This is a genomic window from Micromonospora narathiwatensis, assembly GCF_900089605.1.
Classification (GTDB): domain Bacteria; phylum Actinomycetota; class Actinomycetes; order Mycobacteriales; family Micromonosporaceae; genus Micromonospora; species Micromonospora narathiwatensis.
The window spans coordinates 6,490,572-6,516,672 of sequence record NZ_LT594324.1; the positions used below are offsets into that span (position 1 = coordinate 6,490,572).

The 26,101-nt window shown below is 73.0% G+C and carries 23 protein-coding genes; 8 read left to right on the top strand and 15 right to left on the bottom strand.

What is annotated here, in order from left to right; translation table 11 throughout:
• Window positions 1-60: 60 nt before the first annotated feature.
• From GA0070621_RS28755 to GA0070621_RS28775, 5 genes are all read right to left on the bottom strand, one after another.
• Window positions 61-669, bottom strand: a complete 609-nt coding sequence (locus tag GA0070621_RS28755) for an FHA domain-containing protein (RefSeq protein WP_091202966.1) — start codon at window positions 667-669, stop codon at window positions 61-63.
• On the bottom strand, window positions 666-2,462 hold the full coding sequence (locus tag GA0070621_RS28760) for a serine/threonine-protein kinase (protein ID WP_167667564.1): 1,797 nt from the start codon (window positions 2,460-2,462) through the stop codon (window positions 666-668). The genes GA0070621_RS28755 and GA0070621_RS28760 overlap by 4 nt, the downstream gene beginning before the upstream one ends.
• Window positions 2,463-2,639: 177 nt before the next feature.
• Window positions 2,640-3,116 (bottom strand): hypothetical protein, encoded by a 477-nt coding sequence (locus GA0070621_RS28765; RefSeq protein ID WP_091201609.1) that lies wholly within the window; start codon window positions 3,114-3,116, stop codon window positions 2,640-2,642.
• Between the two features lie 120 nt (window positions 3,117-3,236).
• The gene (locus tag GA0070621_RS28770; RefSeq protein ID WP_091201610.1) at window positions 3,237-3,665 is read right to left on the bottom strand and encodes a hypothetical protein; all 429 of its coding nucleotides are present in this window, start codon (window positions 3,663-3,665) and stop codon (window positions 3,237-3,239) included.
• Window positions 3,666-3,761: 96 nt separating this feature from the next.
• Window positions 3,762-4,172, bottom strand: coding sequence for a hypothetical protein (locus GA0070621_RS28775; RefSeq protein ID WP_091201612.1), 411 nt, complete (start codon window positions 4,170-4,172; stop codon window positions 3,762-3,764).
• A 97-nt stretch (window positions 4,173-4,269) separates the two neighbouring features.
• On the opposite strand from GA0070621_RS28775, the gene GA0070621_RS28780 reads away from it, so the two are divergent.
• The 3 genes from GA0070621_RS28780 (at window position 4,270) to GA0070621_RS28790 (ending at window position 8,795) form a co-directional block, all read left to right on the top strand.
• Window positions 4,270-6,945, top strand: coding sequence for an ATP-binding protein (locus GA0070621_RS28780; protein WP_091201614.1), 2,676 nt, complete (start codon window positions 4,270-4,272; stop codon window positions 6,943-6,945).
• A gap of 84 nt (window positions 6,946-7,029) precedes the next feature.
• Complete coding sequence (locus tag GA0070621_RS28785) at window positions 7,030-7,539, top strand: SigE family RNA polymerase sigma factor (RefSeq protein WP_091201616.1); 510 nt, start codon at window positions 7,030-7,032, stop codon at window positions 7,537-7,539.
• A complete protein-coding gene (locus GA0070621_RS28790) occupies window positions 7,539-8,795 on the top strand; it encodes a hypothetical protein (RefSeq protein ID WP_157740090.1) in 1,257 nt (418 codons plus the stop codon). The genes GA0070621_RS28785 and GA0070621_RS28790 overlap by 1 nt, the downstream gene beginning before the upstream one ends.
• 283 nt (window positions 8,796-9,078) lie before the next feature.
• Here the strand turns inward: GA0070621_RS28790 and GA0070621_RS28795 are convergent, their stop codons facing one another.
• The 4 genes from GA0070621_RS28795 to GA0070621_RS28810 all read right to left on the bottom strand — a co-directional run bounded on the left by GA0070621_RS28795 (window position 9,079) and on the right by GA0070621_RS28810 (window position 12,807).
• Window positions 9,079-10,287 carry an ABC transporter permease gene (locus GA0070621_RS28795; RefSeq protein WP_091201622.1) on the bottom strand — a complete coding sequence of 403 codons (1,209 nt, stop codon included), beginning with the start codon at window positions 10,285-10,287 and terminating at the stop codon, window positions 9,079-9,081.
• The gene (locus GA0070621_RS28800) at window positions 10,284-10,979 is read right to left on the bottom strand and encodes an ABC transporter ATP-binding protein (protein WP_091201624.1); all 696 of its coding nucleotides are present in this window, start codon (window positions 10,977-10,979) and stop codon (window positions 10,284-10,286) included. The genes GA0070621_RS28795 and GA0070621_RS28800 overlap by 4 nt, the downstream gene beginning before the upstream one ends.
• The gene (locus GA0070621_RS28805; RefSeq protein WP_167667565.1) at window positions 10,976-12,139 is read right to left on the bottom strand and encodes a peptidoglycan-binding protein; all 1,164 of its coding nucleotides are present in this window, start codon (window positions 12,137-12,139) and stop codon (window positions 10,976-10,978) included. The genes GA0070621_RS28800 and GA0070621_RS28805 overlap by 4 nt, the downstream gene beginning before the upstream one ends.
• 113 nt (window positions 12,140-12,252) lie before the next feature.
• Complete coding sequence (locus GA0070621_RS28810; RefSeq protein WP_091201626.1) at window positions 12,253-12,807, bottom strand: hypothetical protein; 555 nt, start codon at window positions 12,805-12,807, stop codon at window positions 12,253-12,255.
• Between the two features lie 131 nt (window positions 12,808-12,938).
• Here GA0070621_RS28810 and GA0070621_RS28815 point away from each other — a divergent pair, with 131 nt between their 5' ends.
• From GA0070621_RS28815 to GA0070621_RS28830, 4 genes are all read left to right on the top strand, one after another.
• Window positions 12,939-13,595: a response regulator transcription factor gene (locus tag GA0070621_RS28815; protein ID WP_167667566.1), complete on the top strand. Its 657-nt coding sequence runs from the start codon at window positions 12,939-12,941 to the stop codon at window positions 13,593-13,595.
• Window positions 13,592-14,860 (top strand): sensor histidine kinase, encoded by a 1,269-nt coding sequence (locus GA0070621_RS28820; protein WP_091201629.1) that lies wholly within the window; start codon window positions 13,592-13,594, stop codon window positions 14,858-14,860. The genes GA0070621_RS28815 and GA0070621_RS28820 overlap by 4 nt, the downstream gene beginning before the upstream one ends.
• A gap of 659 nt (window positions 14,861-15,519) precedes the next feature.
• On the top strand, window positions 15,520-16,269 hold the full coding sequence (locus GA0070621_RS28825; protein WP_091201631.1) for an SDR family NAD(P)-dependent oxidoreductase: 750 nt from the start codon (window positions 15,520-15,522) through the stop codon (window positions 16,267-16,269).
• A 254-nt stretch (window positions 16,270-16,523) separates the two neighbouring features.
• Window positions 16,524-16,745, top strand: a complete 222-nt coding sequence (locus GA0070621_RS28830) for a hypothetical protein (protein WP_091201633.1) — start codon at window positions 16,524-16,526, stop codon at window positions 16,743-16,745.
• Between the two features lie 75 nt (window positions 16,746-16,820).
• Here GA0070621_RS28830 and GA0070621_RS28835 read toward each other — a convergent pair whose 3' ends face one another.
• The 5 genes from GA0070621_RS28835 to GA0070621_RS28860 form a co-directional block, all read right to left on the bottom strand.
• Complete coding sequence (locus tag GA0070621_RS28835) at window positions 16,821-19,598, bottom strand: AfsR/SARP family transcriptional regulator (protein WP_091201635.1); 2,778 nt, start codon at window positions 19,596-19,598, stop codon at window positions 16,821-16,823.
• A gap of 124 nt (window positions 19,599-19,722) precedes the next feature.
• Entirely contained in the window at window positions 19,723-20,043 is a 321-nt protein-coding gene (locus tag GA0070621_RS28840; RefSeq protein ID WP_091202970.1) for a GYD domain-containing protein, read from the bottom strand.
• Between the two features lie 661 nt (window positions 20,044-20,704).
• Window positions 20,705-21,871: a glycosyltransferase family 2 protein gene (locus tag GA0070621_RS28850; RefSeq protein WP_091202973.1), complete on the bottom strand. Its 1,167-nt coding sequence runs from the start codon at window positions 21,869-21,871 to the stop codon at window positions 20,705-20,707.
• Window positions 21,872-22,244: 373 nt separating this feature from the next.
• Window positions 22,245-23,228 (bottom strand): aldo/keto reductase, encoded by a 984-nt coding sequence (locus tag GA0070621_RS28855; RefSeq protein WP_091201639.1) that lies wholly within the window; start codon window positions 23,226-23,228, stop codon window positions 22,245-22,247.
• A 70-nt stretch (window positions 23,229-23,298) separates the two neighbouring features.
• Window positions 23,299-24,048, bottom strand: a complete 750-nt coding sequence (locus tag GA0070621_RS28860) for an SDR family oxidoreductase (RefSeq protein WP_091201641.1) — start codon at window positions 24,046-24,048, stop codon at window positions 23,299-23,301.
• A 103-nt stretch (window positions 24,049-24,151) separates the two neighbouring features.
• Here GA0070621_RS28860 and GA0070621_RS28865 point away from each other — a divergent pair, with 103 nt between their 5' ends.
• Window positions 24,152-24,994, top strand: coding sequence for a helix-turn-helix transcriptional regulator (locus GA0070621_RS28865; RefSeq protein ID WP_091201643.1), 843 nt, complete (start codon window positions 24,152-24,154; stop codon window positions 24,992-24,994).
• Here GA0070621_RS28865 and GA0070621_RS28870 read toward each other — a convergent pair.
• Complete coding sequence (locus tag GA0070621_RS28870; RefSeq protein WP_157740091.1) at window positions 24,988-26,025, bottom strand: hypothetical protein; 1,038 nt, start codon at window positions 26,023-26,025, stop codon at window positions 24,988-24,990. The two genes, GA0070621_RS28865 and GA0070621_RS28870, sit on opposite strands and share 7 nt — an antisense overlap.
• Window positions 26,026-26,101: the final 76 nt, after the last annotated feature.

Sequence of the window (26,101 nt, forward strand, 5' to 3'; positions counted from 1 at the left end):
CATAGGAGACGTGGCCCGCGCTCGATCGGTTGTACGACCCGATCGTGCGTACGCGGAAGCTCAGGTCGCCGTACCTACGCCGGGCGGGCCCGCCACGCCCCGGCGAACGGCCTCGGCGGCCAACTGCGACCGACGCCGGTCATCGTTCGTGACCAGGCCGAACTTGTCGTAGAGGCGGGTCAGGTGCTTCTTGACCGCGCTCTCGCTCACGCCCAGCGTGGTCGCCAGGAAACGCACGGCCGGCGGCTCGGGGAAAGCGCTGCCGCCGGCCACGTACGGGCGGCAGAGCACGTCCAACAACTCCCGCTCCCGTCTGGTCAGCGCCGGCGGCGCGGGCGGCGGCTCGACGCCCACCGTCCGGGTGCCGGCCAACCGCCCGGGAGCGTGGAACACCAGCCGGGCCGGGCCGATCTCCACCCGGTCACCGTCGTGCAGCGTGCGTGCCTCCCGCAACGGCACCCCGTTGAGCGTCGTGCCGTTGGTGCTGCCCAGGTCCCGGATGATCCAGCCGGACGGGAAACGCTCGACCAGCGCGTGCAGGCGGGACACCGTCTGGCTGCCGATCGGCACCTCGTTGCCGGGCGCCCGGCCGATGGTCAGCGTGTCCGCGCTGAGCGGCACGAGCCGTACCGCACCCGTCCCGTGGACCTCGAAGTAGCCACCCGTCACCGATCGCACCACGGCTCGGTGGTCGCGCTGGTCACGGCACCCGAGCGGGCCGCGGTCACCGTCGCCGACGCGGTCACGCACCGCCCCGCCGACGGGTACGGCTCCGTCCACAGCTCGAACGGCTGCCCGGCCGCCCGCTGCCGGACGCCGGGCCCGCCGGCCTGAACCGACAGGTCGATCGCCCAGGTGTCGCCGCCGGTCGCCACGTTGTCCCGGTACTGCTTCCACACCCACACGTACGCCATCGTGGCGCGGCAACTCGGTGACCAGAACTGCTTGACCGAGATGGCCCGCAGGCCGCCCGCGTATCCGTAGGCCGAGGCGCCGATCTGGTAGGCGTCGCCGTAGCAGGGGCCGGGCGGGGCGTCGTCCTGGCTGGCTCTGCGGGGCACCGCCGTGCCGATGATCGCGGTGTCGAGCCGCCGGCCGGCCACGGTCAGCTCCAGCAGGCCCCGGACCGGCCCGGTCGTCCTTGGCACGACCACCAGCCGCACCTCACACCGCGCGCCCGGACCGAGCCGGTGCGACCCGCACCCGTCCGCGACGATCCGCAGGTCGTCCCGGGACGGCCCGCCCACCGTCACCCTGCCCACCGAGACCGGGTGGTCGGCGCGGTTGCGCACGGTCACCACCCGCACCGCCGACTCGGAGTTCAGCGTCAGGTCACCGAGCGCCAACCGATCAGGCAACGTGACGGGAGCGGGCGCCGGCGGGGCCTGCGAGTATCCGGTGGTGAGCACCGCCACCCCGGCGGCGAGCAGGCCGACCGACCGGCGCAGCGCGTGTCGACGTACGCCGGACGGTTGCTCGACGGTCGCGGACAGCGCGAGGGCCGCGCGCCGCCGCGCGGACAGCGACGGCGCCGGCGTGAGCCCCGGGGCCGTCGCCGCCGCGACGTCCTTGGGCGCGGCCACGTCGCCGAGCACGAACGGGGTCTCCGGCACCCCGGCCGCCGCCTGCGCCGCCCGCAGCTCCGCGGCGAACCCGGCGGCCGAACCAGGGCGGCACGCCGGGTCCTTGGCCATCGCGCGCTCCAGCGCGGCACACACCTCGTCGGGTACGCCGAGCGGGCGCAGGTCGGGCACCGGGTCGGTGGCGATCCGGCGCAGCAGCGACGTCGGCTCCTCGTCCGTGGGGGCGAAGGCCGGTGCGCCGCGGATCCAGTGCAGCACGGTCGAGGCCAGCGCGTAGACGTCAGCGGCCACCGAGGCCGGCTCGCCCCGCAGCACCTCCGGTGCCGCGTGCAGCACGCTCGCGGTGACCGAGGCCCGTACCCCGGGCCGCTGGGTCCGTGCCCGGGCCTGGCCGAAGTCGGCCAGCTTCACCTCCCCGTACCCGGAGACGAGGACGTTCTCCGGCTTCACGTCGCGGTGCAGGATGCCCGCCCGGTGGGCGGTCTCCAGGGCGCCGGCCACGGCGATCCCCCCGGCGACGGCCTCCCGCCAGTCACCCGCCGTGCCGTCACGCAGTCGATCGCCGAGCGACCCGCCCTCCTCGTACGCCATCAGCAGGTACGGGTTGCCTGCGGCGGTACGGCCGGCCTGGTGCAGGGTGACGATGTGCGGGTGGTCGGAGAGCCGCCCCAGCGTCTGCAACTCCCGTTCGAAGCGGGCGCGGGACGGGCCCGCCCAGTCGGCGGCGAGCACCTTGACCGCGACCCAGCGGGAGTAGTCGGTCTGCCAGGCCCGGTAGACCACGCCGAACCCGCCCCGCCCGACCTCGACCGCGTCGGTGCACCCGTCGATCCCAAGGGCGACATCCGGGTCGGAGCCGAACTCCGGGCGTCGTGTCACGAACCGCTCACTGTGGACCATCGCCGTCGAATGCTACCGATAGGCCGCGACGCGCTCATGTCCCGTTCCCGCCTCCGTCACCCGCCGTCACCCGGAACGCCGACGGTCCGCGCCCTGAGCAGGGCACGGACCGTCGATATCAGTTCCGGCAGGGACTGCGCCGTCCCCGTTGTCAGGTCAGCCGCAGTGGACGCCGGTGTAGCCCTGACCCGAGCCTCCGCCGGACGTGTCGAAGCCGCCGACGATGTCGATGCAGTTGTGCGGGGCGTAGACGTAGACCGGCCCGGCGTACTGGGTGAAGTGCTGGCCCGCCTTGTCGCCGTCCCGCACCCAGGTGCCGCCGCTCGGGCGGGCCCCGACGTAGATGTCCCAGGCGCTCTTGATGACGCTGTCGTTCGTGCGGGCGATGACGCAGTTGTAGCCGTTCGAGCTGTTGTAATAGACGTCGATGTAGCCCCCGGGCAGGGTCCGCCATTCGATGGTCCAGGACTTCAGGAACCCGTAGGAGCTGCCGCAGTAGTTGGTCCGGGGGATGGCGTTGGCCGGACCGGCCGAGAGACCCACCAGGCCGCTGGTGGCCAGCGCGACAGCGCTGAGCATGGCGGCGGCGCGGGTACGCAGGGTGCCGGCAGAGGCGCGGCGCGAGTTCGACATGGACGTCCTTCCTGGTTGGGACGGTTGACGTGGACGTGACCGCGGTGACGGCCAGCACGGCGGCTGACGCCGTCTCGGGGCCGACCGGGTCGACCCGGCCGGCCCCGCCCCCTTAGACGGTCAGCAGACGGTGCTGGTCGAACCGCCCGTCCCGTTCAGGTAGCCGGTGACGTGGGTGCAGTGCATCCAGGTCGGGGCCGGGGCGCCCCACAGCTCGGAGCGGGTGGTCTTGGTCGCCTGACCCACCCCGTAGTCCGTGCCGCTGTCGGAGTGATCGATGACGTGGACGTAGAGGTCCCAGTTCGAGTGGGTGTTGCGGTACTGCTCCCACACGTAGATGTAGGCGTAGTTGGCGCTGCAGCCGTAGTACTGCTTGACCGAGGCCGCCTCCATCCCGCCGACCGTCAGCACCCGGGTCGTGCCGATCTGGCGGACGCTGGAGCAACTGGCCGGCGTGCTGGCCAGCGCCGGGGACGCGTTGACCAGCACGGCGGCGCCGGCGGCGAGGACGGCGGTGGTGGTGGCGAGGGTACGGCGGAGCGTCGACATCAGGCCCTGCTTTCTCTGGTGATCCCGTCGCCAGAGAGACAACCAGGGGCGGGACGCGGCCGACAGGTGACGAAACGGGGAGGGTTTGCTCCCCGTTCACCCGTTCTTGCGAAGACCGGCGAACTGCAGGCCGGTGAAGCCGGCGACCACGACCGCCTGCACGATCACCAGCGCGGTGCCGAGGCCGGACAACGGGAACCAACCGGCGATGGGCAGTTCGACGCTCACCACCACCCAGGCGGCGTTGACCGCCATCACGGCGCCCACCGCGGCCCTGCTCACCCTCGGCCGGGCGGCGATGATGAGCAGGGCGGCGGCCCAGGCGACCAGGAACACCCCGACCGGATAGAGGAGGACGGAGGGCAGGCCGAACATCTCACCGACGACCGCCGCGACGACGACGCAGACGACTCCGATGGCACCGGAGCCGATCGCATCCTGCTTCAGGGCGAAGCGCAGCAGTTTGGCGTCGGTGGCAGGGTGGACGTTGCTGGCGACGGTGGCCATCTCGATGGTCCCTTCGTAGTGCTGGCGTGCGGTTGATCACGAAGCTACGGAGGAGCGCGTCAGGCCGAATCAGTCACGATGACGGTAGGTTCCGGACGTGTTGTACGGACGAGCCGGGGAGCAAGCGAAGGTCGAGCGACTCCTGGCGGAGGCCAGGGCTGGCCGGAGCGGAACCCTGGTTGTCCGAGGCCCGGCGGGGATCGGTAAGTCCGCGATCCTGAACCATGCCGCCGAGCGGGCGGAGGACATGCGCGTGTTACGCGGCGTCGGTGTCGAGTCCGAGGCCACGTTGCCCTTCGCCGCACTCCACCTGCTCCTGCGTACCGGTCTCGGCCGGATCCACCTGCTGCCCGACGCGCAGGCCGCCGCCCTCAACGGCGCCCTCGGGTTGGGCGACATCGCTCCGCGCAGCCGGTTCCTGGTCGGGCTGGCCACGCTGAGCCTGCTCGCCGACCTCGCCGGAGATGGCGCGCTGCTCTGCCTCATCGACGACGCACAGTGGTTCGACCAGGCGTCCCTCGACGCGCTGATGTTCGCCGCCCGCCGCCTCGAGGCCGAAGGCGTCGTCATGATCTTCACCGCCCGCGAGGGTTTCCCTGCCGTCGGGCTGCCCGAGCTCCGGCTCAGCGGGCTGGACGGCGCAGCCGCCGCCGCCCTGCTCCCCGCCGACCTTCCACCCCAGGTGCGAGAGCGCCTCATCGAGGAATCGGACGGCAACCCGCTGGCGCTCATCGAACTGCCCGCCGCGCTCAGCGCCGAGCAGCGGGCGGGACGACTGTCACCGGTTGGTGCGATGCCCGTCGCCGCCCGGGTCCAGGACGCGTTCCAAGCACAGATAGCCGCGCTTGCCGAGCCCGCACGAACCGCGCTGCTGATCGCGGCGGCGGACGGCTCCGGTGAGCTGGAGACGCTGGTAGCCGCAGGAGCCACCCTCGACGGGCTGGGAGCGGCTGAGCAGAACCGGCTGATCGAGATCGCCGGAGACGCGGTCGGCTTCCGGCACCCCCTCATCAGGGCTGCCGCCTACCAGAGCGCGCCGACCGCCCGGCGCCTTGCCGTACACCGGGCCCTCGCCGACGCGCTCACCCGCTCGTCGGCCATCGACGCGGCCGACCGGCGAGCGTGGCACCTGGCCGCCGCCGTGCTCGGTCCCGACGAGGGCATCGCCCGGGAGTTGGCGCAAGCGGCGGAGCGGGCCCGTAGCCGTGGGGGCCACACCGCGATCGCGGCCGCCTACGAGCGGGCCGCCGAGCTAAGTGTTGACCCGATCCGACGATCCGGACGACTGGCTGCGGCCGCGCTGGCCGCAAGCGACGCCGGGCTGATGGATCGGGCTGCCCGGCTCGCCGACCGCGCCACACCCGATGTGGACGACCCGGAGATCACCGCCGCGCTGGTCCAGGTACGCGCCCATCGCGAATTCGAACTGGGCACACCACTCGCGGCGGGCCGGATCATCATGGACGGCGTCCCCCGCGTGGCCGCCCGCTCCGCCGAGCGAGCCACCTGGCTGCTCGTGGAGGCCATCCGCTGCGCCTGGTTCGCCGGGGACACAACGCTGGCGGAGGAGGCCGCCGCCGGACTCCGTGCGCTCCCCGCGATCGAATCGCCGCTGGTCACCGGGGCGCTCGGGCTGGCCCGCCTGTTGGCCGGGGACATCGACGGTGGAGTCCCGCTCATGAGCGAGGCGGTGGACGAACACCGGCGGGCCGGGCTGGGGGTGCCCGGACTGACCTTCACCGCCGCGCTGTCATTCGCGCTGGGCCGCGCCGCCCTCGCCGCGGAGATCACCGGCGGCGTCGTGACGGACTGCCAGCAGAGCGGGATGATCGGCTGGCTCGCCCACGCGCTGCAGGATCACGGGCTGGCCCTGGGCCGGCTCGGCCGCTACGGCGAGGCCACCGCAACGCTCAACGCAGGGCTGCGACTGGCGACGGACCTGGGCCACGAGCACCGGGTGAGCTACCTGACGTGCACCCTCGCCTGGGTCCTCGCACACCTCGGGGATCGGCAGGGATGCCGCGCGAGGGCCGAAGAAGGCGTGGCGAACGCCGACAAGCAGGGCATGATTCTCGCGGCGTCCACCGGGCGCTGGGCACTGGGCGTGCTGGAACTCGGCCTGGGCCGGCCGGACGCAGCCCTCCGGCAGTTGCAGGCCATCCCGGTCACCAGCATCGCCGTCCTGTCCGCCCCGGACCAGGTCGAGGCCGCGATTCGCAGCGGCCAGCCGGAACTGGCACAGGAGCCGCTCGCCCGCTACGTCGCCTGGGCGCGGCAGGTCCGTCAACCGCCGTCGGACGCGATCGCCCTGCGCTGCCGCGCTCTCGTCCAGGAGGACGAAGCGCATTTCGCGCAGGCCGTACACCTGCACGGCGACGCTCAGCCGTACGAGCTGGCGAGGACGCGGCTCGCCTACGGTGAGTGGCTGCGGCGGGCACGACGGCGGGCAGATGCCCGCGTGCAGTTGCGGGGCGCACTGGAGATCTTCGATCGACTCGGTGCGCAGCTGTGGGCCGAACGCGCCCGCGCGGAGCTGCGCGCCACCGGAGACGTGCCGGCGGCGCCGCGCCAGGCCGGTGACCCGCTCAGCGTGCTCACCCCGCAGGAACGCCAGGTCGTACGGCTGGCGGCTGGCGGCGCGTCCAACCGCGACATCGCCGCGCGGCTCTTTCTCAGCCCGCGGACCGTGGGCTACCACCTCTACAAGGCGTTTCCCAAACTCGGGGTCACATCCCGAGCCCAACTGGCGGCGATCGCACACCTTCCCGACTGACGCCATCCTCGGCGGAGCATGCTGGCCCGTACAACCGTTTCCGACCGGCGGCCGTCTGTAGGGGGGACCGACGGAGGTAACCGGATGCCCGACGCTTCGGAACAGGAATACGTCGAGTACATCAGCGCGCGGCTGCCGATGCTGCACCGGCTGGCGTACTCGCTGTGCGGCGACAGCGACCAGGCCGACGATCTGGTGCAGGAGACAGCGGTCCGGCTCTTCGAGCGCTGGTCCCGGGCGTCACGTGCCGACCAGATCGACGCGTACGTCAGGACGATCCTGGTGCGGCTGTTCCTGGACAGCCAGCGCAAGGGCTGGTGGCGGATCCGGCTCTTCGCCGCGCCTCCGGACGTACGCCGCACCGAGGACCACGGCACCGAGGATCGGACGGTGCTGCGCGACGCGTTGGCGAAGGTGCCGCCGCGTCAGCGGGCCGTCCTGGTCCTGCGATTCCTGCACGACCTGTCGGTGGACGAGGCGGCCCGCGTCCTGGGCTGCTCGGCCGGCACGGTGAAGAGCCAGACCGCGCACGGCGTTGCCGCGATGCGCCGACTGCTCGGCGACCGGGATTTGATGGAGACGGGAGCGCTGTGATGACATCAGATGAGAAGCATTTCGCCGAACTGCTGCGCCAGCTCGACGACGGACCCGACCGCCCGGCTCGCGTGGACCTGGCCACGGCGGTACGCGAGGCACGCCGCCGCCGTCGCAACCGCCGTACGCTGACCGCTTCGGTCGCCGGGTTGGCGACGCTGGCGGCGGTGGCGGTGCCGCTGGCCGTACGGGCCGGTCAGCCGGCCGAGCAGGGGCCGCCGATGGCGGCGGGTACGCCGACCAGCGCCAGCACTCCGCCGCCGGCCGGGCCAACCACCTGCACGGTCGAGTTGCTGCCCATCCCCGGCGGGTACGGCAAGAGCGTGGTCACCGGCGGCGACCCGACCGGCCGGTACCTGCTCGGCCGCTCGTACCCGAACGACGGCTTCTCGCACCCGGTGATCATTTGGGACGGCGACCATGCCCAGGAGGTGCGGCTGCCCGGTACCGACCAGCAGTTGGTCGACGTCAGCCCGTCCGGCATCGCCGTCGGTGCCGCCTGGACCGGCGGCCGGCCGCAGCCGTACGTGGTGCGGTCCGGCAGGGCCACCCGGCTGCCCGGGGTGACGGCGGGCGAGGCGAGGGCGATCAGTGACGACGGCCGGATCGTCGGGGCCCGGCAGGACGGCGACCGGCAGCTGCCGGTGCTGTGGTCCGGGCCGGACAGCCCGGCCGTCGACCTGCCGGTGCCCGGCCCGACGTGGCAGGGGAGCGCCGTCGGCGTCGACTCGGACGGCACGGTCGTCGGCAAGGTCCAGAACGGTCCACACGGCAGGTTCCAGGCGGCCGTCTGGCGCTCCGGCGGGAAACCCGAGCTGCTACCGCTACCGCAGGTCACCGGCGGCACGGCGACCGACTTCGTGCCCAGATCGTTCAAGGGTGGGTGGATCACCGGCACGACACTCGGAGGCGAGGGCGGCGCAGACCGCAAGGATCCAGCAGCGCATGGCCCGGGGCAGTCGCATGCTGTCCGCTACCACCTGGCCCGCGGCGAGTACGTGCCCTTGCCGGCCGAACTCATCGTGGACTCAGGCAACGGCCAGGGCTGGGTGGTCGGCTCAATCAACTTCACCGACGCCGCATTCGTGACCGACGCCGGGCTCGTGCGGCTGCCGGACCTCGACGGGCGCACCGGCCGGTACGGCGCGATCGCGGTGAGCCTGAGCGATGACGGGCGGGTGATCGGCGGCCAGCTCGACACGAGGCCGGGCGGGCGGGACGCCGTTATGCGCGCGGTCCGCTGGCGCTGCCACTGACCGGCCCTCCGGCGCCCGGGGGAAGCACCCGGGCGCCGGAGCCGTCCTACGAGCACCAGCCGACACCGCTGACTAGGGCCTCCTCGTGTACTGGTTCACCTTCCGGCTCCCCTTCCATGACGCCGTCAAGGAGCATCCCGGTGTGGTGGACCTTTATCAATACGTGGTAGGCGGATCCACGCCGTGACCGCGTCCACCGCGTTGACCCCGCCGCGCGGACAGCATGACCTGGCGGGTTGTGGCCGGTGACCGACCACAACCCGCCAAGCCGCCGAACGCCCGGTCAGGGCGTGGCGAGCGCCTCGGTCGGGGCGAGGCGGGAGGCCCGGATCGCCGGGTACAGCCCGGCGAGGGCACCGATCAGCAGGGTCGCACCGACCCCGCCGCCCACCGCCCACGCCGGCACCACCGTCGGCCACGACTGCGAGAACGCGTAGCCGGCGGTCACCCCGCTGCCCAGCAGCACCCCACCGAGCCCGCCGAGGGCGGACAGCAGCAACGACTCGGCCAGGAACTGGGTGCGTACCTGGCCGCGGGTCGCGCCGAGCGAACGGCGCAGGCCGATCTCCGGCCGCCGTTCCAGCACCGAGATGACCATCGTGTTCGCCACCCCGACGCCGCCGACCAGGAGGGCGACCGCGCCGAGACCGAGCAGCAGCCCGGTGAACGCCTCGTCGGTGGCCTGCTTCGCGGCGAGCGCGTCGGAGGGCCGGGACACCTTCACCTCGTTCGGCGCCTCCGGGTTCGCCGTCGCGCCGAGCACCGCCCGGACCGCCTCGACCGCCGTGTCCGCCGTCCGGGCGTACACCGTGGTCGGATGCCCGTCGAAGCCCAGGTACGACGCGGCCGCGTCCCAGCCGACCAGCGCGGACAGGTCCAGCTCCGGGGCCAGCGGCGCGGGAGCCAGGATCCCCACGACGGTGAACCAACGCCCGCCGAGCTGCACCTGCACGTCCGGCCCGGCGGCGCCGACCCCGAGCCGCCGCGCCGTGGTGGCGCCGAGCACCACCGCCGGGTAGCGGGCGGTCGCCGCGTTCAGCCAGGTGCCGCTGACCACCTCCAGCCCCACCGTGTCCCGCAGCTCCAGGCTGACCGCCCGGGCGGCGATCCCACCGCTCTCACCCCGGGCGATCAAATCCGACCGGTACACCCTCGAATCGGAGAGCAGCCCGGTGGCGGCGACCGTACGCACCGGCCCGATCCGCCCGATCATCGCCACCGACTCCGTCGGCAACTGGGCGTCGCCGCCGAAGAGCCCGCTGCCCGGGGCGACGGTGAGCAGGTTGGTGCCGAGCTGCGCGAGCGTACGGTCCAGGTCCGCCCGCGACGACGCGGAGATCCCGACGACCGAGACCATGGCGGCGATCCCGATCGCGATGCCCAGCGCGGACAGGACGGCCCGCAGCGGCCGGGTACGCAACCCGACGCCGCCGACCCGCACGATGTCCCGCGGCCGCATCCGGGCGGGCACCAGCCTGACCCGCTCGCTCATGCCGGCACCCCCACGGAACGCTGGTCGGCCACGATCCGGCCGTCCCGCATCTGCACCCGCCGGGGCAGCTCGGCCGCGATCTCCAGATCGTGGGTGATCACCACGATGGTGGTCCCGGCCTCGTGCAGCTCGCGCAGCAGCGCCAGCACCCCGGCACCCGACGCGGAGTCCAGGTTGCCGGTCGGCTCGTCGGCCAGCAGCAGCGCGGGCGCACCCACCACGGCGCGGGCGATCGCCACCCGCTGCCGTTCGCCGCCGGACAGCTCGTGCGGCCGGTGGTCGAGCCGGTGCCCCAGCCCGACCCGGACCAGCGCGGCCTCCGCGCGCCGCCGCCGCTCCCGCAGGGGTACGCCCGAGTAGAGCAGCCCGTCGGCCACGTTGTCCCGCACCGGCACGTTCGCGGCGAGGTGGAACTGCTGGAAGACGAAGCCGATCCGGGACGACCGGAGCGCGGAGAGCTGTCGATCGGCGAGGCCCGCCACGTCGTACCCGTCGATGCGTACCTGGCCCGAGGAGGGCCGGTCCAGGGTGCCGATCAGGTGCAGCATGGTCGACTTGCCTGACCCGGAAGGGCCGACGATGGCGACCAACTCGCCGTACCGGACGGTCAGCGAGACCCCGTCGAGGGCTCGTACCCCGCCGGGGTAGACCTTGCTCACCTCGGCCAGCTCGACAACCGCGCCGCCGGTCACGTCGGCATCCCCACCGTCGCGCCCTCGGCCAGCTCGGCACCGGAGACCTCCACCCGGCCGGACGCGAACAGCCCGGTCTCGACCGCGACGATCCGGGTGCTGGCGCCCTCGACCAACTGCACGCCGTACCCGCCCTCGGCCAGTGCCAGCAGCGCGGCGACCGGCACGGTCAGCACGTCCGGACGCTCGGCGGCGGTGAACGCCACCTTGGCCGAGGCCTGCTCGAAGCCGGTCAGCGCCTTCGGATCGGCCACGGTCACGGTGACCTCGATCTTGGTCTCCGGTTCGCTGGAGCCACCCGCCCCGCCGCTGCCGGTCTCGATCACCGTCTCGGTGCCGGTGATCGTTCCGGGAACCTCCTTGCCGTTGGGGAGCGAGACGCTCACCTTGGCGCCCCGCTTCGCCAGCCGCTCGTCGTCGACGGCCAGGGAGACCGTGACCACCCGGGCGGTGCCCGTGTAGCTGAGCACCGCCTGGCCGGGCTGCGCCGGGTCGCCGAGTTCCGCCTTGTGGCTGTCCACCCGGACCGCCCCGTCGGCGTAGACCACCCGGCCCAGCTCGACCCGGCCGGTCTCGGGCAGGCCCAGGTCCTCCTGCCAGTGCCGCACCGCGTCCGCCGTGGCCGAGGTGTAGTCGTCGTCCACGGTGAACCCGGTGTAGCCCAGCGCCTTCAGGTTCTGTTCGAACTGCCGCACGTCGGCGCCGGACATGCCGGGCCCCAGCGTCCGGTACGCCGGCAGCGAGCCGTACAGCAGCACCACCTTGGCGTCGTCGACCGCGAACAGCGGCTTGCCCCGGGTCACCTGGCTGCCGGTGGCGGCCAGCGAGGTGAGGGTGCCGGCCGTGCGCAGCGTCGCGCTGTGCGTGGCACCGTAGCCGAGTTCCCCGTCGAAGCTCTCCGAGTCGACCAGGGTCTGCCGGGTGACCTGGGCGGTCGCCGGCGGCAGCCCGCCGCTGGCCGCCGTACCCCCGGTGCGCCCGTCGGCCCCGACCGCGACCGCGGCCCCCGCGGCGGCGGCGACCACCACCGCGGAGGCGATCACCAACGGGGTACGCGCGCGGCGGCGGCGACGTTTCCGCCCGCCGCCCACCAGCGCCGTTCCGGCCGGCGCGGTCGTGGCCGGTGCCAGCTCGGCCGGCATGGTGGTGCCGGCGCTCACTGAGCCCTCGGTTCGCGACTGCGGGGCTCGCAGACCCGGCTCACTCCTCGCGCTCGCGGTGTCGGTCTCCGTTCCCGACTGCGGGGCTCGCAGACCCGGCTCACTCCTCGCGCTCACTGGGTCCTCTTCATCATCAGCGGCGTGTCGCCCTGCCGGCACTTCTCCAGCGCGGCCTTCGCCGTCGGGCTCTCCGGGTCGAAGCCGGCGTCGCCCTTGATTTCGAGGGCGCCGTCGGGACCCGGGTCCGGGAAGTTCGGCACCCCGTTCTCCCGCATGCACCGGGCGAGCTGGCGCACCCGCTCCACCTGCTCCGGGTCGAGCTTGACCGCCTTGCCCCCGTTGGGCATCAGGTCGCGGCACTTCTCCACGGCCGCCTGCGCCTTCTCCCGGTCCTGTCCGGCCGGAATGCGGATGCGGAATCCGCCGCCCTCGCCGGGCTCCGGGTCCGGGAAGTCGGGCATCCCGTTCTCCCGCATGCACTTGGCGAACTCGCGCTGCCGGTCCTCGTCGCTGACCTGCACCACGCTCGCGCTGGGCGAGGCAGTGGCGGTGCCGCCGCCGGCCGTGGCCACCTGCTCCCGGTCCTGATCGGTACCCGCGCAGCCGGTGACCGAGAGCCCGAGCAGCAGGGGCAGGACGAGCAGTGATCTTGACGCCCGTAGGCGCATGGCACAACTCCTTCCTCGCGGTCGGCGCGGATCGCCGGCCGGTAGGGACGAGTTGACCGCAGCGGCGGTATCCGGGGCGTAACCGTCGGCGTTAACGGCGGTGTTATCCAGGACCGGGGCACCATGGGACGGTGCGAGTGCTTGTGGTCGAGGACGAGACGCTGCTGGCCGACTCCATCGCCGAGTGGCTGCGCCGGGAGTCGTTCGCGGTGGACATCGCGTACGACGGTGACGCCGCCCTGGAACGGCTCGGCGTCACCGACTACGACGTCGTGGTGCTCGACCGGGACCTGCCGGTGGTGCACGGCGACGACGTCTGTCGGGCGGTGGTGGACAGCGGCGTCGAGACGCGGGTGCTGATGCTGACCGCCGCCGCCGCGGTACGCGACCGGGTGGCCGGCCTGGCCCTGGGCGCCGACGACTACCTGGTCAAACCGTTCGCGCTGGTCGAACTGTCGGCCCGGGTGCACGCGCTGAGCCGCCGGGCCCGGCCGGCGGTCCCCCCGAAGCTGAGCCGGGCCGGCATCGTGGTCGACCCGGCCCGGCGGGAGGTCCACCGCGACGGCCGGTACGTCGCGCTGTCCCGCAAGGAGTTCGCGGTGCTGGCGGAGCTGGTACGGGCCGGCGGTGCGGTGGTCTCCGCAGAGCAGTTGCTGGAGCGGGCCTGGGACGAGCACATCGACCCGTTCACCAACGTGGTGCGGGTGACCGTGATGAAGCTGCGCCGCAAACTCGGCGACCCGCAGGTGGTCGAGACGGTGCCGGGAGTGGGGTATCAGATCCGGTGAAGCGACTGACCATCCGCGCGCGCCTGACCCTGGTCCACGGCGGCCTCCTGCTGCTCGCCGGCACCATTCTGCTCGGCGTCACGTACGTTCTGGTCGACCAGCGGCTACGGCAGCCGTTGAACGGTGTCTTCGCCCGGGCCCAGGTCGTCCAGACGAACCCGCTCGGCAAGCTGCCCAACCCGAGCGGCGCGGCCGAACAGGTGCGGATCCTGCTCCAGGAGGCCCAGGACGAGGCCAAGCGGACGGCCCTGGAGTCGCTGCTCACCCAGGGTGGCGTCGCGTTGCTGCTGATCTCTGCGGTCGCCCTCGGCTTCGGCTGGTTGATCGCCGGGCGGGCGCTGCAACCGCTGCACCAGATCACCGGCACCGCCCGGCGGATCGCCGATGCCGGCGCGGCCGGGCGGGGCCTGCACGAGCGGATCGCGCTGCACGGCCCCCGGGACGAGGTGAAGGAGCTGGCCGACACGTTCGACCTGATGCTGGAGCGGCTCGACCGGTCCTTCGACGGCCAGCGGCGGTTCGTGGCGAACGCGTCGCACGAACTGCGTACGCCGCTGGCGCTCAACCGGTCGCTGCTGGAGGTGGCGATGTCCCGGCCGGGCGCCCCGGCCGAGCTGCGGCAGCTCGGTGAGACCCTGCTGGCGATTAACGAACGTCACGAGCGGCTCATCGACGGGCTGCTCACCCTCGCCGACTCCGAGCAGCAGGTGGTCGACCGTAACCCGGTGGACCTCGCCGAGATCGCCGGACACGTCCTCGACCAGGCGGCCGGTGCGCCGGAGCTGACCGTACGCCGGCGGCTCGCGCCCGCCCCCACGGTCGGTGACCCGGTGCTGCTGGAGCGGCTGACGCAGAACCTGGTGGAGAACGCGGTCCGGCACAACCTGCCGGCCGGCGGCGAGATCGAGGTCAGCACCGGCCTTGTCGACGGTCGCGCCACCCTGGTGGTCGCGAACACCGGCCCCGTGGTGCCCAGCTACGACATCGAGACGATCTTCCAACCGTTCCGGCGGCTACGCCACGAGCGCGTGGCCGGCCCTCGGTCGAACGCCGACCGCGGCCGCGCCGACGACCGGGCCGGTGCCGGACGCGGTTTCGGGCTCGGCCTGTCGATCGTGCGGGCGGTGGCCCAGGCGCACGGCGGCACCGTGCACGCCTACCCCCGTAACGGCGGTGGACTCGTCGTGACCGCGATCCTGCCACCGCCGAACGCGAGCGTTCCCGCGCAACCGGCGCGACCGCTGCCCGCCGTGACCCACGGCTGACGGCCGCCACCCGCACCGACCGGTGCCGCCCATCCTGGACCGGCGCGGTGGTGTGCCGGCCGGACCACAGGCAGGGCGGCGGACCCGAACCGGATCCATGTAACGGACTTATCCGTAAGGTCCACCTTGACTGGCGTAAATCGGGCCACCGTTGCTAGCCTGACGCATGGACCGGCGACGTTGCCATGTGGTCGCGACGGCAGGAGACAAGCATGGCGAGACGATGGAAACCGCATCCCGCTGCCACCATCGGCCGGCCACTCGGCCGCCGGCCGCTGAGGTCGGATCCGGTGCCCCCGTGGTCACCGGACGCCGCCTGACCGACACCTGATCCGGGCGTCGCCCCGGCCGGCATCGACGTCGGCTGACTGCCTCCACCGGGCTTCGGGCACCGCGACCGCAGGTGCTCCGGTCGGCCGCCGGTACGCCCGCAGCGTCGTGGGTCCCGGTGACGCCATCTCAACGTTCACCGGCGGGTCGAGCGGCCGTAGCCCGGCCGGGTGCCATCCAACTGGGCCGGGCACATCCGCCCGTGATCCCGGCTCGCATCTTGCTCGTCCGTATCCGGCTCGCTTTTCGCGGGTGGCTGTCGCCGTCTTCCGGTGACCCTCCACTGGCAGAAGAAGCGGGCCGGGCACACCCAGAGAGGGGAAGGAACCATGACCGGTCAACTTGCCGGCAGGAACGTCATCGTCACCGGAGGAACCCGGGGCATCGGTCGGCAACTCACCCTCGGCCTGGCCGCCGCCGGAGCGAATGTGGTCGCCTGCTACCGGACCGAGGGTGGGCACATCGAAGCGCTCGCCCAGCAACTGAAGGAGACGCCCGGCGGCCATCGGCTGATCCGGGCCGACGTGACCGACGCGGAGGACGTCGACCGGCTCGCCGACGAGGCGCGGAGCACCTACCGGACGATCCACGGTGTGGTGCACAACGCAGGGGTGATCAGCCAGGTGCCGTTCGGCGAACTGACCTCCCAGGAGTGGCGTCGGGTGGTGGACACCAGCCTCACCGCGGCCTACCTCGTTGTCAACAAGGTGCTGCCGCTGATGACCGCGGGCTCCTCGGTGGTGGTCATCGGCTCCCGGGCGGCCATGGTCGGGATCCCGCGGCGGGCGCACTACACGGCGGCGAAGGCCGGCCTCGTCGGGCTGATGCGCTCGCTGGCCAAGGAACTGGGCCCGCGGGGCATCCGGGTCAACGTGGTCTCCCCGGGCACGATCGAAACCGAGGAGGCGGCGCGGGACTCCTCGGAGCAGCGCCGGGCGCAGGTCGAACGCCACACCCAGATGATCGCGTTGCGGCGCTACGGACGGCCGGAGGAGGTGGCCAACGCGGTGATCTTCCTGCTCGGCGACCAGTCCTCGTACGTCGCCGGAGAGACCCTGCACGTCGACGGCGGCATCTGAGCGGGCCGCGCTGGCGCCGAAAACCGGTTCACGCCGCCGCCAATCATCGACACTTCTGTCAACCTGCCGTCACGCAACGCATTGAACTGATCAGTCTCGATCGATAGCATTCGGACCCCTGCGTCACCTCGATGATTCGCGCTGACCGGAACCGGACGCCCCACGGCCGCCGCCGGGCCGCCTTCCACAGCGCTTCCACAGCCTGCCGGCACAGTTGGCGTCAGTCGCTCTCAATCCCGGCTGGGGAAGGACGGATGTTCAACGTCACCACCGTGCGCCAGGGCACCCGGTCGACCCTCGCCACGGGCGGCCACAACCTCGCCTACCGGCCGCTGCACCAGCACGACGACAGCGTCCGGGCGCGGCGCGACCAACTGCTCAGCGGGCCGTTCCAGCAGCGGTTCGACGCCGGCGCGGGCACGCGGGCGGGCGTCGCGGCGACATCCGACGAGGTCGACAAGGAGGCCACCGACTGAACACTCCCGACGACCTCGTCCACCCGACGGTGCCGCACCTGGGGACGGGGGGGTGCGGCACCTCACGGACGGCCCTCACAACTCCTCGGTGAGCAGCGCGCGGACCCGCGCGGCATCCGGATGCTCGATCTCGGTGAGGATGTCCAACGATCGCCGCCAGGATCGCCGGGCGGCAGCACGGTCACCGGACGCGTGCTGGGTCTCACCCAGATAGCGGAGGGTGATCGCCTCGTTGGGGCGGTCGCCGAGCCGCTCATAGAGCGCGAGCGCCTCCCGGTAGCAGGCGATCGCCTGCTCGATGTCGAGGTGCCGGTAGGCGTACCCGAGGCTGTCCCACGCGCCGGCCATGCCGACCGGGTCGCCGACGCGCTCCAGCAGGGTCAACGACCGCCGGCAGTGCACGATCGCCTGTTCGTGCTCGCCGAGCAGCGCGTGGCACCAACCCACCGAGTTGAGCGTGCTCGCCACCCCCCGCTCGTGGCCGGCGCGCTGGAACAGCTCCAGCGCCCGCCGGTCCTGGCGCAACGCCTCGCCGATGTCGCCCCGCTGCTCGTACAGCCAGCCCAGGCTGCGGTGGGTGAACCCCTGCCCGACCAGATCGTCGAGCCCCGCGAACAACTCCAGCGCCTGCCGGTAGTGCTCCCGCGCGGCGTCGAACCGGTGCAACCGGACGTAGGCGCCACCCACGGTCCGATGCGCCTCCGCCTCGGCGGCCCGGTCACCCTGCCGCCGCGCGGCGGCCACCCCGGCCTGCCCGGCCCGTACCCAGTCCGACCAGTGGCCGCGCCGGGCGAAGAAGTTGGTGGACGCCCACGCCAGCGGCCACACGTACCGGTCGAGCCCGTGGCGCGCCGCCTGCTCCAGCCCGGCGAGCAGCGCCGCGTGCTCCGCGTCGAACCACGCGAGCGCCGCGGGCTGGTCCGCGAACCCCTCGACGGCCACCCCGGCGGCGACCGGCGGCACCTCCAGCGGGTCGCGGTGCGGCCAGAGCAACCGGTCGGCGGCGAGCGCGGCGGCCAGGTAGTGCTCCACCGCCCGCTGCCGCGCCGCCGGCAACTCGGGGTCGTCGCGGCCCAACTCGGCGGCGTACATCCGGAGCAGGTCGTGCAGCAGCAGCCGGCCCGGAACATGCTCCACCACCAGGTGCGCCGCCGCCAACTCCCGCAGCGCCGGCCGTACCTCGTCGGCGGCCTGACCGGCGAGGCTGGCCACGGCGGCAACCGCGAAGTCCGGGCCGGGGTGCGCGGCCAGCAGCCGGAACAGCCGGGCCGCGCCCCGGGTGAGACCGTGGTACGACCAGGAGAAGACGGCCCGTACGTCGGTGGTGGTGTCGCCACCGGTGAACGCGTCGAGTCCACCGCCTGGCGGCAGCTCCGCGGCGAGCGCCGCGAGCGTGAACTCAGGGTGGGCGGCGGCCCGGGCGGCCACGATCGCCAACGCCAGCGGCAGCCGCCCGCACGCGTCGATGATCGCCTCCACCGCCGCCGGCTCCCCGGCCAGCCGCGTGGCACCCAACCGGCGGGCCATCAGCTCCCGGCACTCGTGCGTGGGCAGCGGCGCCAGGCGCAGCGGCCGGGCACCCTCGGCGACCACCAGATTGGAGAGCTGGTTGCGGCTGACGACCACCGCCGCGCAGCCGGCCGCGCCGGGCAGCAGCGGACGGACCTGCTCGGCGTCGCGGACATTGTCCAGCACCACCAGCACCCGCCGGTCGGCCAGCAGGCTGCGGTAGAGCCCGGCCTGCGCCTCGATCGTGGCCGGCACCCGATCGGGCGGCACACCGAGCGCGTCGAGGAAGCCGCGCAGTGCCTCACCGGCCGTGACCGGCGTCCCGGTCGGATCGAACCCGCGCATGGTGACGAACAACTGCCCGTCCGGAAAGTCGTCCAGGACCGTGTGCGCCAGCCGTACCGCGAAGAGGGTCTTGCCGACGCCGGCCGGTCCACCGACGAGCACCACGGGGGAGCCGTCCGGCGCGGAACGCAGCAGCTTCCGACCCTGGGCGAGGTCGTCGGCGCGGCCCACGAACTGCGGCGGGTCGGGCGGCAGCAGGCAGGGCCGCAGCGGCTTGCCACGGTCGGCCGGCGGCGGTCGCGGCGGCAGCCGCCGGTGCAGGATGTCCCGCTGAAGCTCGTGCAGCTCCGGCGCGTCGAGTCCACGCTCCTGCAGCAGCACCAGGCCCTCGCGGCAGACCTCGGCCGCCTCGTCCACCCGCTGCTCGGCATAGAGCGCCAGGGCGAGCAGCCGCCGCACGGCCTCGTCGTACGGGTCGTCGACCAGCGCGCCGGAGAGTTGCGCGATCGCCTCGGCGTGCCGGCCGAGCGCGCTGAGCGCCTCCGCGTACCCGCGCCGCGCGGTCCGGCGTGTCGCGTCGAGCCGGGCGACCTCCGGCAGCACGAACGAGCGGTCCGCCACGTCGGCGAAGGCCGGGCCACGCCACAACGCCAGCGCGCGATCGAGCAGCGCGGCGGCGCGTTCGGTCAGATCCGGCTCGCCCGTGTCGAGCAGCCGGCGGCCCTCCGCGCACCAGCGCTCGAACCGGCGGTGGTCGACCGAGTCCGCCGGCACGTCGAGCCGGTACGCCGCACTGGCGCCCGAGCCGACCGTCACCACGACCGGCCCGTCCGCGTCGCCCAGCGCACGGCGCAGGTGGGACACGTGGCTACGGAGCGTGGCCCGCGCGCCGGGCGGTGGCGTGGTGCCCCACAGCAGCTCGACCACCCGGGACGCCGGCACCGCCGAGCCCGCCTCGACCAGCAGGATCGCCAGCAGTTCCACCAGTTTCGGGCCGAGCCGGACGGGCCGCTGCCCGAGCGTCACGCGCACGGGACCGAGCACGCCGATGCGCAACACCCAGGCTCACGCTCCCCACTCGGTCAGCCGTCCGAACCACCGTAGTGGATCGTCGGCTGTCCATGAGTGGGCCGAGCGTGGCCATCCCGGATGGCGGGTCGGTCGCCGCGATCGATCTCCCGGATCAACCGCCGGGGGCCTGGTATGGCGGCTTCGTCCGGGTCGCCTCGTCGACCTCCTCGGGCGTCAGCACCGGGACGATCCGGGTGTCCACCCCGCCCGCCGCCCGGATGGCGATGACCAGCGCCGCCGCGGCCTTGTGGTCCGGCAGGTCACACACCACGTAGGTGTCGTACTTGCCGAACGAGAAGTACAGGGATTCGATCCGCCCGCCGCTGCCCTCGATCGCCTTCCGAGCAATCTCGGCCCGCTTGGTACCACCGTCGGCGACCAGCCCTTTGACTCCGTCGGTGGTGTAGGTCGACTCCAACAGAAATTTCGGCACCTCGATCACCTCACCCGTCTACTGGCGTTTTGGATCAGCCGCGACGCGCTCAGCGCGTTCCCTGGCGTTGGATCCGCTCGCCGCGCTCGACCTTGGCCCGGCCGTGGTCGCGTTCGGAACCCGAGGTCCCGGTCGCGGCCCGCAGGTGCCGCCGCTCCGGCGAGCGTTCGACCTCCGAGCCCTGCCGACCCCGGGCACCGCTGCCGGGATTCCGCCCCGCACGTGCCGATTCGCCGCCGGGGTCGTGCTTGTTCGGCTTGTGACTACCCATGCGCCCGGCGTACCCGCTGCGCCGGCCGCTAGTCCCGCGGGAAGCGGTCAACCCGCCGTAACGCGTAGAGATGAGGAGGAGCGCGCCAACGACTGGCGGATCGACCTCACCGGCGGGGCCGGGATGTGACAGGGCTCGGCGGCTCAGGGGCGGCCGGCCCCGGCGGCGGGTCGTCGCGCCGCCGCCGGGGCCAGCCTGGAGAACGACGGTCCTCCGGTCTCTTACCGAGACCGGCGAACCTTCGGGACGATGCGCATCAGAGCCGACCCGGCAGCCACCATCGCGAACCCCGCGAGGACGATCCAGAGGGTGCTGGCCCCGGTGAGGGCCAGGCTGCCGGAGGTAGCCGCACCGGCAGCCGCAGGGGCGGTCACATTGTTGTACATTTTGTTACCAGTTCCTTTCTCGGCGAAAAACAGAATCCGCGTATGCCTTCGCATGGACAAATTGAAGGAAGATGTCGAGGACCAACTCGTACATCGTCGCCGAAGCGAGCATGTACTTCCAGCCGCGATAGCGAATGGTCACCACCCGTTCAACAACGAAGATGCCGGTAACCGCCATCCAGAACGGCTGGATGTGGATCCCCCCGAGTACGGCCACGCTGTACACAAGAGATCCGAGGTACGCGAACGTGGTGAGTACGCCGAGCAGCGTTACCAACTGCCTGCCCCAGTACGGCCATGTCACCCGCGTGAGCCCGTACTGCAGGCAGTTCTCCACGGCGCCGCGCTTCCAGCGGAGGCGCTGCCTCCAGAGATCGCCCCACGTGGTCATCACCTCGGTGACCAGGGAGCATTCCTTGGGCGAGAGCACCGTGTAGCCGAGATGACGCAGGGCGAAGGTCATCTCGTTGTCCTCGGTCAGCACCGTGGTGTCGTAGACGCCGCCGACTCCGTCGCCTGCGGGAAGCTGGCCGCTGAGTCTCGCCGCCGACACCTCCATCAGCGTGCCGGCCCTGAACACCGCCGCCGTGCCGGTGACCACCAGGCACTTCCCGTTCAGCCGTGCGACGTCCCGGGCGTACCGCATGTACTCGTTGCGTTGCAGGTGACCGACGAAACCGCTGCCGCTGCTGCCTCGGAACACACCCCCGACGGCACCCAGCCGCCGGTCGGCACTCAGCTTCGCCACCGCGTGATTGAGGAAGTCCGGGTCCAGGACCGAATCGGCGTCCACCACCATCACGTAGTCGTCAGCCGTGAGTTCCGGTAGCAGCCGCGCGAGCGCCTGGTTCAGCGCACCCGCCTTCTTGTGCTGGTTCCCGCGGGTGGTGAAGACGCGTGCGCCGGCCCGTGCGGCGAGGCTGGCCGTCGCGTCCCGGCAATTGTCGGCGACGACCACCACCAGGTCGGGCTGGTAGGTCTGCCGCAGCAGGGCGGTGACCGACTCGCTGATTCCCTCGGCCTCGTTGTGTGCTGGCACCAGCACGTAGAGTTCCCCGGGCAGCCTGGCGCTGCCCCGGGCGGCAGCCGCGTTCGTCCGCGTCGAGCGTCCCGCGTCGCGCCGGTCGCCGTCGCGCCCGCGCCGCCGGTGCCGACCCCGGTACGCGGGCATGACCCGGTCAGGTCGGTCGGTGCTCATGGGATGCGAGGTGTCCGTTCCTGTTCCGTGCCTGCGCCGTCCCGGTACGCCGACAGCCATCGGCCCCCAGGTCACCTACCAGTATTCGGCGACCCTGACCAGCGCAGCCATGGCAAAGCGAACGGATCTTGTCGGCTGACTATCCGGTCAGTCAGACCCGGCTCGCCCGACTCACCGACGGGACGGCCACCGCCCCCTGCACCGACGGCGGGCGCCGGCGTACCGGTGCGGGTGGCCGGTCCGCGCGGACGGCCGGACCGGTTCAGCCGAACGGCGGATCGCCGCCCCCTGTGGCTCGACCGGTCCCTGGTCGGGCGGGCACCGGCCCACCCGACCAGGGACACCGTCATCGAGCCGCGTCCAGCCGGGCCCGCTGCTCCGCGGTCAGCGCCAGGTCGACCGCCGCCAGGCTCTCGTCGAGCTGCGCCACCGAGGACGCGCCGACCAGGGCGATCGCCGGGATGTCCCCGCCCATCAGCCAGGCCAGCACCACCTGGTTGACCGTCGCGCCGGTCTCCGCCGCCACCGCCCGCAGCGCGGCCAGCCGGGCCGGAGTGCTCGGCAGGTCGTACTCGACGCCCAGCCGGTCGGGCCGGGCGTACGCGCCCTTCAGCAGCGGCGAGTACGCGACCAGCGCGAGCTGCGGCTCGGCCCGCAGGTAGCTGGCCAGGTCCGGGCCGACCCAGCCGACGTCGCCGTCCGGGTCCAGCTCGATCGGCAGGTCCACCCGGCTCGGCAGGTAGCTGCGGTGGTACTGGAGCACCTCGTACCCGGGCAGCCCGGCCGCGGCGGCGATGCCCCGGGCCCGCTCCACCCGCCAGGCGCGGTGGTTGCTCGCGCCCAGCAGCCCCACGGTCCCCTCGCCGACCAGCTCCGCGAACCCCTCCACGGTCTCCCGCAGCGGCACGGTCCGGTCCTCGATGTGTGCGTAGAGCAGGTCCAGCCGGTCCACGCCGAGCCGCTCCCGGCTGCGCTCGGCCGCCTCGCGGATCACCTTCGCCGACAGGCCCTCCGGGTTGTCCACGTAGCTGGTCCCCGGGGCGAGGGGCCGCGCGCCGAGCTTGGTGGCGATGACCACCTCCGCGCCGATGCCCCGGCTGCGCCGCCAGCGGCCGAGCAGTTCCTCACTCTCCCCGCCCTGGCCCCCGTTCTGCCAGAACGCATAGTTGTCCGAGGTGTCGATGAAGGTGCCGCCGGCCTCGACGTAGCGGTCGAGGATGGCGTACGAGGTGGCCTCGTCGGTGGCGGTGCCGAAGAGCATCGCGCCGAGGCTGAGCACGCTGACCTCGCGGCGGGTCGCCGGGTCGATGCCGATCGTGCGGTATCGCATGGGTCCTCCCCGTGGGATGGGCGCCGTCGCCGACCACCTTCGGCCTTCGAGTGCGCTGGAAGTCAACCCCTCACCACGGAAGCGTTCCGTATCCGCCGCCGGCGTCCATCTGGTAGCCCCACAACAGCCCGCTCGGCCCGTCCGCCGGCAGCGTCGCCAGGTGCACGCTCACCTCCGCGCCCTCCTCCGCCGTACGGAAGCCGGAGTGGTGGTTGAAGTCGGTGGCGCAGTAGCCGGGATTGGCCGCGTTCACCTTGATCGCGGTGTCCCGCAGCTCCTTGGCGTACATCGCGGTGACCATGTTCAGCGCCGCCTTCGACGACGGGTACGGCACCGACGTCAGCTCGGACAGGGCACCCTGCGGGTCGGCCATTGCCGCGATCGAGCCGACCTCGCTGGAGACGTTCACGATCCGCGCGGCCGGAGCCTTGCGCAGCAGCGGCAGGAAGGCGTTGGTCACCGCGACCACGCCGAAGACGTTCGTCTCGTACACCTCGCGCAGCGTGGCGAGGGTGGTCTCGCTGGGCGACGCCGAACCGTCGGCCCGGACGATGCCCGCGTTGTTGACCAGCACGTCCAGCTGGCCGTACTCCCGCTCGACCAGCTCGGCCGCGGCGGCGACCGACGCCTCGTCGGTGACGTCCAGCGGCACGAACCGGGCGTCCGCGCCCTCGGCCCGCAGCACGCGTTCCGCCTCCCGCCCCCGGGCGGCGTCCCGCGCGGCGACCAGCACGGTCCACCCGCGCGCCCCGAACTGCCGGGCCGTGGCCAGCCCGATTCCCCTGTTGGCCCCGGTGACCAGGGCGATTGTCGTCGTCATGGCACCGAGGCTGCCGCCGCGACCGGGCCGGCGGGAGGGGCCCGCCGAGGCTGGTACCGGCGGTACCACCCTGGGTGGCTGGGGTTGCGGCAGGCTGGAGGGTATGACGACGCTGCGCCGCGACGAGCTGGCGGACTTCCTGCGCACCCGCCGCGCCCGGTTGCGCCCCGCCGAGGTCGGCCTCCCCGAGGGGGTACGCCGCCGCACGCCGGGCCTGCGTCGGCAGGAGGTCGCCCAGCTCGCCGGCATGTCCATCGACTACTACATCCGGCTGGAACAGGGCCGGGGCCCGCACCCGTCCCGGCAGGTGCTGGCCGCGCTGGCCCGGGCGCTGCTGCTCGGCCGCGACGAGCGGGCGTACCTGTTCCGGATCGCCGGGGAGAGCCCGCCGGAACCGACCGGGCCGAGCCGGCAGGTGCCGCCGGGGCTGCGGCACCTGCTGGACGCGATGACGGAGACGCCCGCCTACCTGGTCGACGCCGCGTACGAGATGCTGGCGTGGAACCGGCTGGCCACCTGGTTCGTCGGGGACCTGTCGGCGGTGCCCGCCGAGCAACGCAACATGATCCGCTCGATGTTCGGGCGGAAGGTCCCGCAGTCGTACCGGGACGACGCCGAGATGCTGCGTTTCGCCCGTACCACGGTGGCCGACCTGCGGGCCGCGTACGGCCGCTACCCGGCCGACCCGGCGATCTCCGCGCTGGTCACCGAGCTGCTCGGGACGTCACCGTGGTTCGCCGAGCTGTGGGCCGGGCACGAGGTGGGGGAGCGTCGCCCCACCGTCAAACGGGTCGACCACCCCGAGCTGGGCCCGTTGGAGTTCGAGTGCCGGGTGCTGCACGTACCGGAGACCGACCAGCGGCTGATCGTCTACGTCCCCGAGCCGGGCTCGCCGACCCAGGCGGCCTTCCGCCGGGTCGGCGAGCGCACGCGCGTCGGTCAGTAGCCGGTGACGAAGGAACGGGAGACGGTCTGCCCGTTCCCGCTCGCCGTGAGGGTGCCGATCGCGGCGGGGGACAGGTTGGCCGCCCCGACGATCGGGAAGACCGCGCCCGGGCTGCCCGCCGGGATGTCGACGGTTCCGGGCACGCTCACCCCGGCCAGGTCGACCGAGAGCGCCACCCTCGTGCCGTCCGGGTTCGGGGCGTTACCGATACCCACCACGCCGGTGACCGTGCTGCCGACCCGGACGAACCCCGGCCCGACGGCGAAGGCGGGCGGCACGGCCGCGACCGGCGCGCTGTCCCAGGTAGCGCCCAGGGACGCGCTCGGGTTCCCCTCGTTCGGTACGCCGTCGCCGTACACCGGCACCGTGAAGCTGACCTTGGTGGCACCCTCGGGCACCACGACCAGCTGCGGCACCGACACCCGCACCCCGCCGTACGCGCTGTTGGGCGAGAGGTCGACGTTGAGGCCACCGGCCAGCGCCGGGGCAGTCAGCTCCACCGTCCCGGTCACGGCTTGCCCCTCGATCACGACGCGCCGGTCGAACCGCAGGTCCTTGACACCCTGCACCGACGGGTCGGCCGGGACGACGGTGACGATCCCAGCCGGGACCAGCCCCTGCCCCGGCGCTTGGGCGTAGAGGGTCCTGACCTGCGTCTGTGCCACGCTCGCGGAGAGCCGGATCGGGAAGGTGACGCTGTTGCGCCCCTGCGGCACGTACACCTGGCTGCCCACGAAGGTGTCGTAGACCACGTCGGCGTAGAGCGAGACCCAGACACCGCCGGCCGGCGCCGGACCGGAGAGGGTGATGGTCTGGGTGGCGAGCTGCCCGGCGCTGATCGTCGCCGGGCTCACCGTGCCCCACGACACCACGGGTGTGCCGGTGCCGCTCGTGGGACTCGCGGTCGGGCGCGGGCCGGGCTTGCCGGGCTGGCCGCCGGGTGCGGCGCCGGCGGCGATGGGGGTGAGGGTGAGCAGCGCCACCGCCACCGCGGCGGCGCCCACTGGTCGGAGCAGAGAGGACGGTCGCATCCGGGAACCCCGTTCGGGAAGGGACAGAGATCCCTTGACCCAACCTGCCCCGGCGGCCCCGGGCCACCCCCACCAG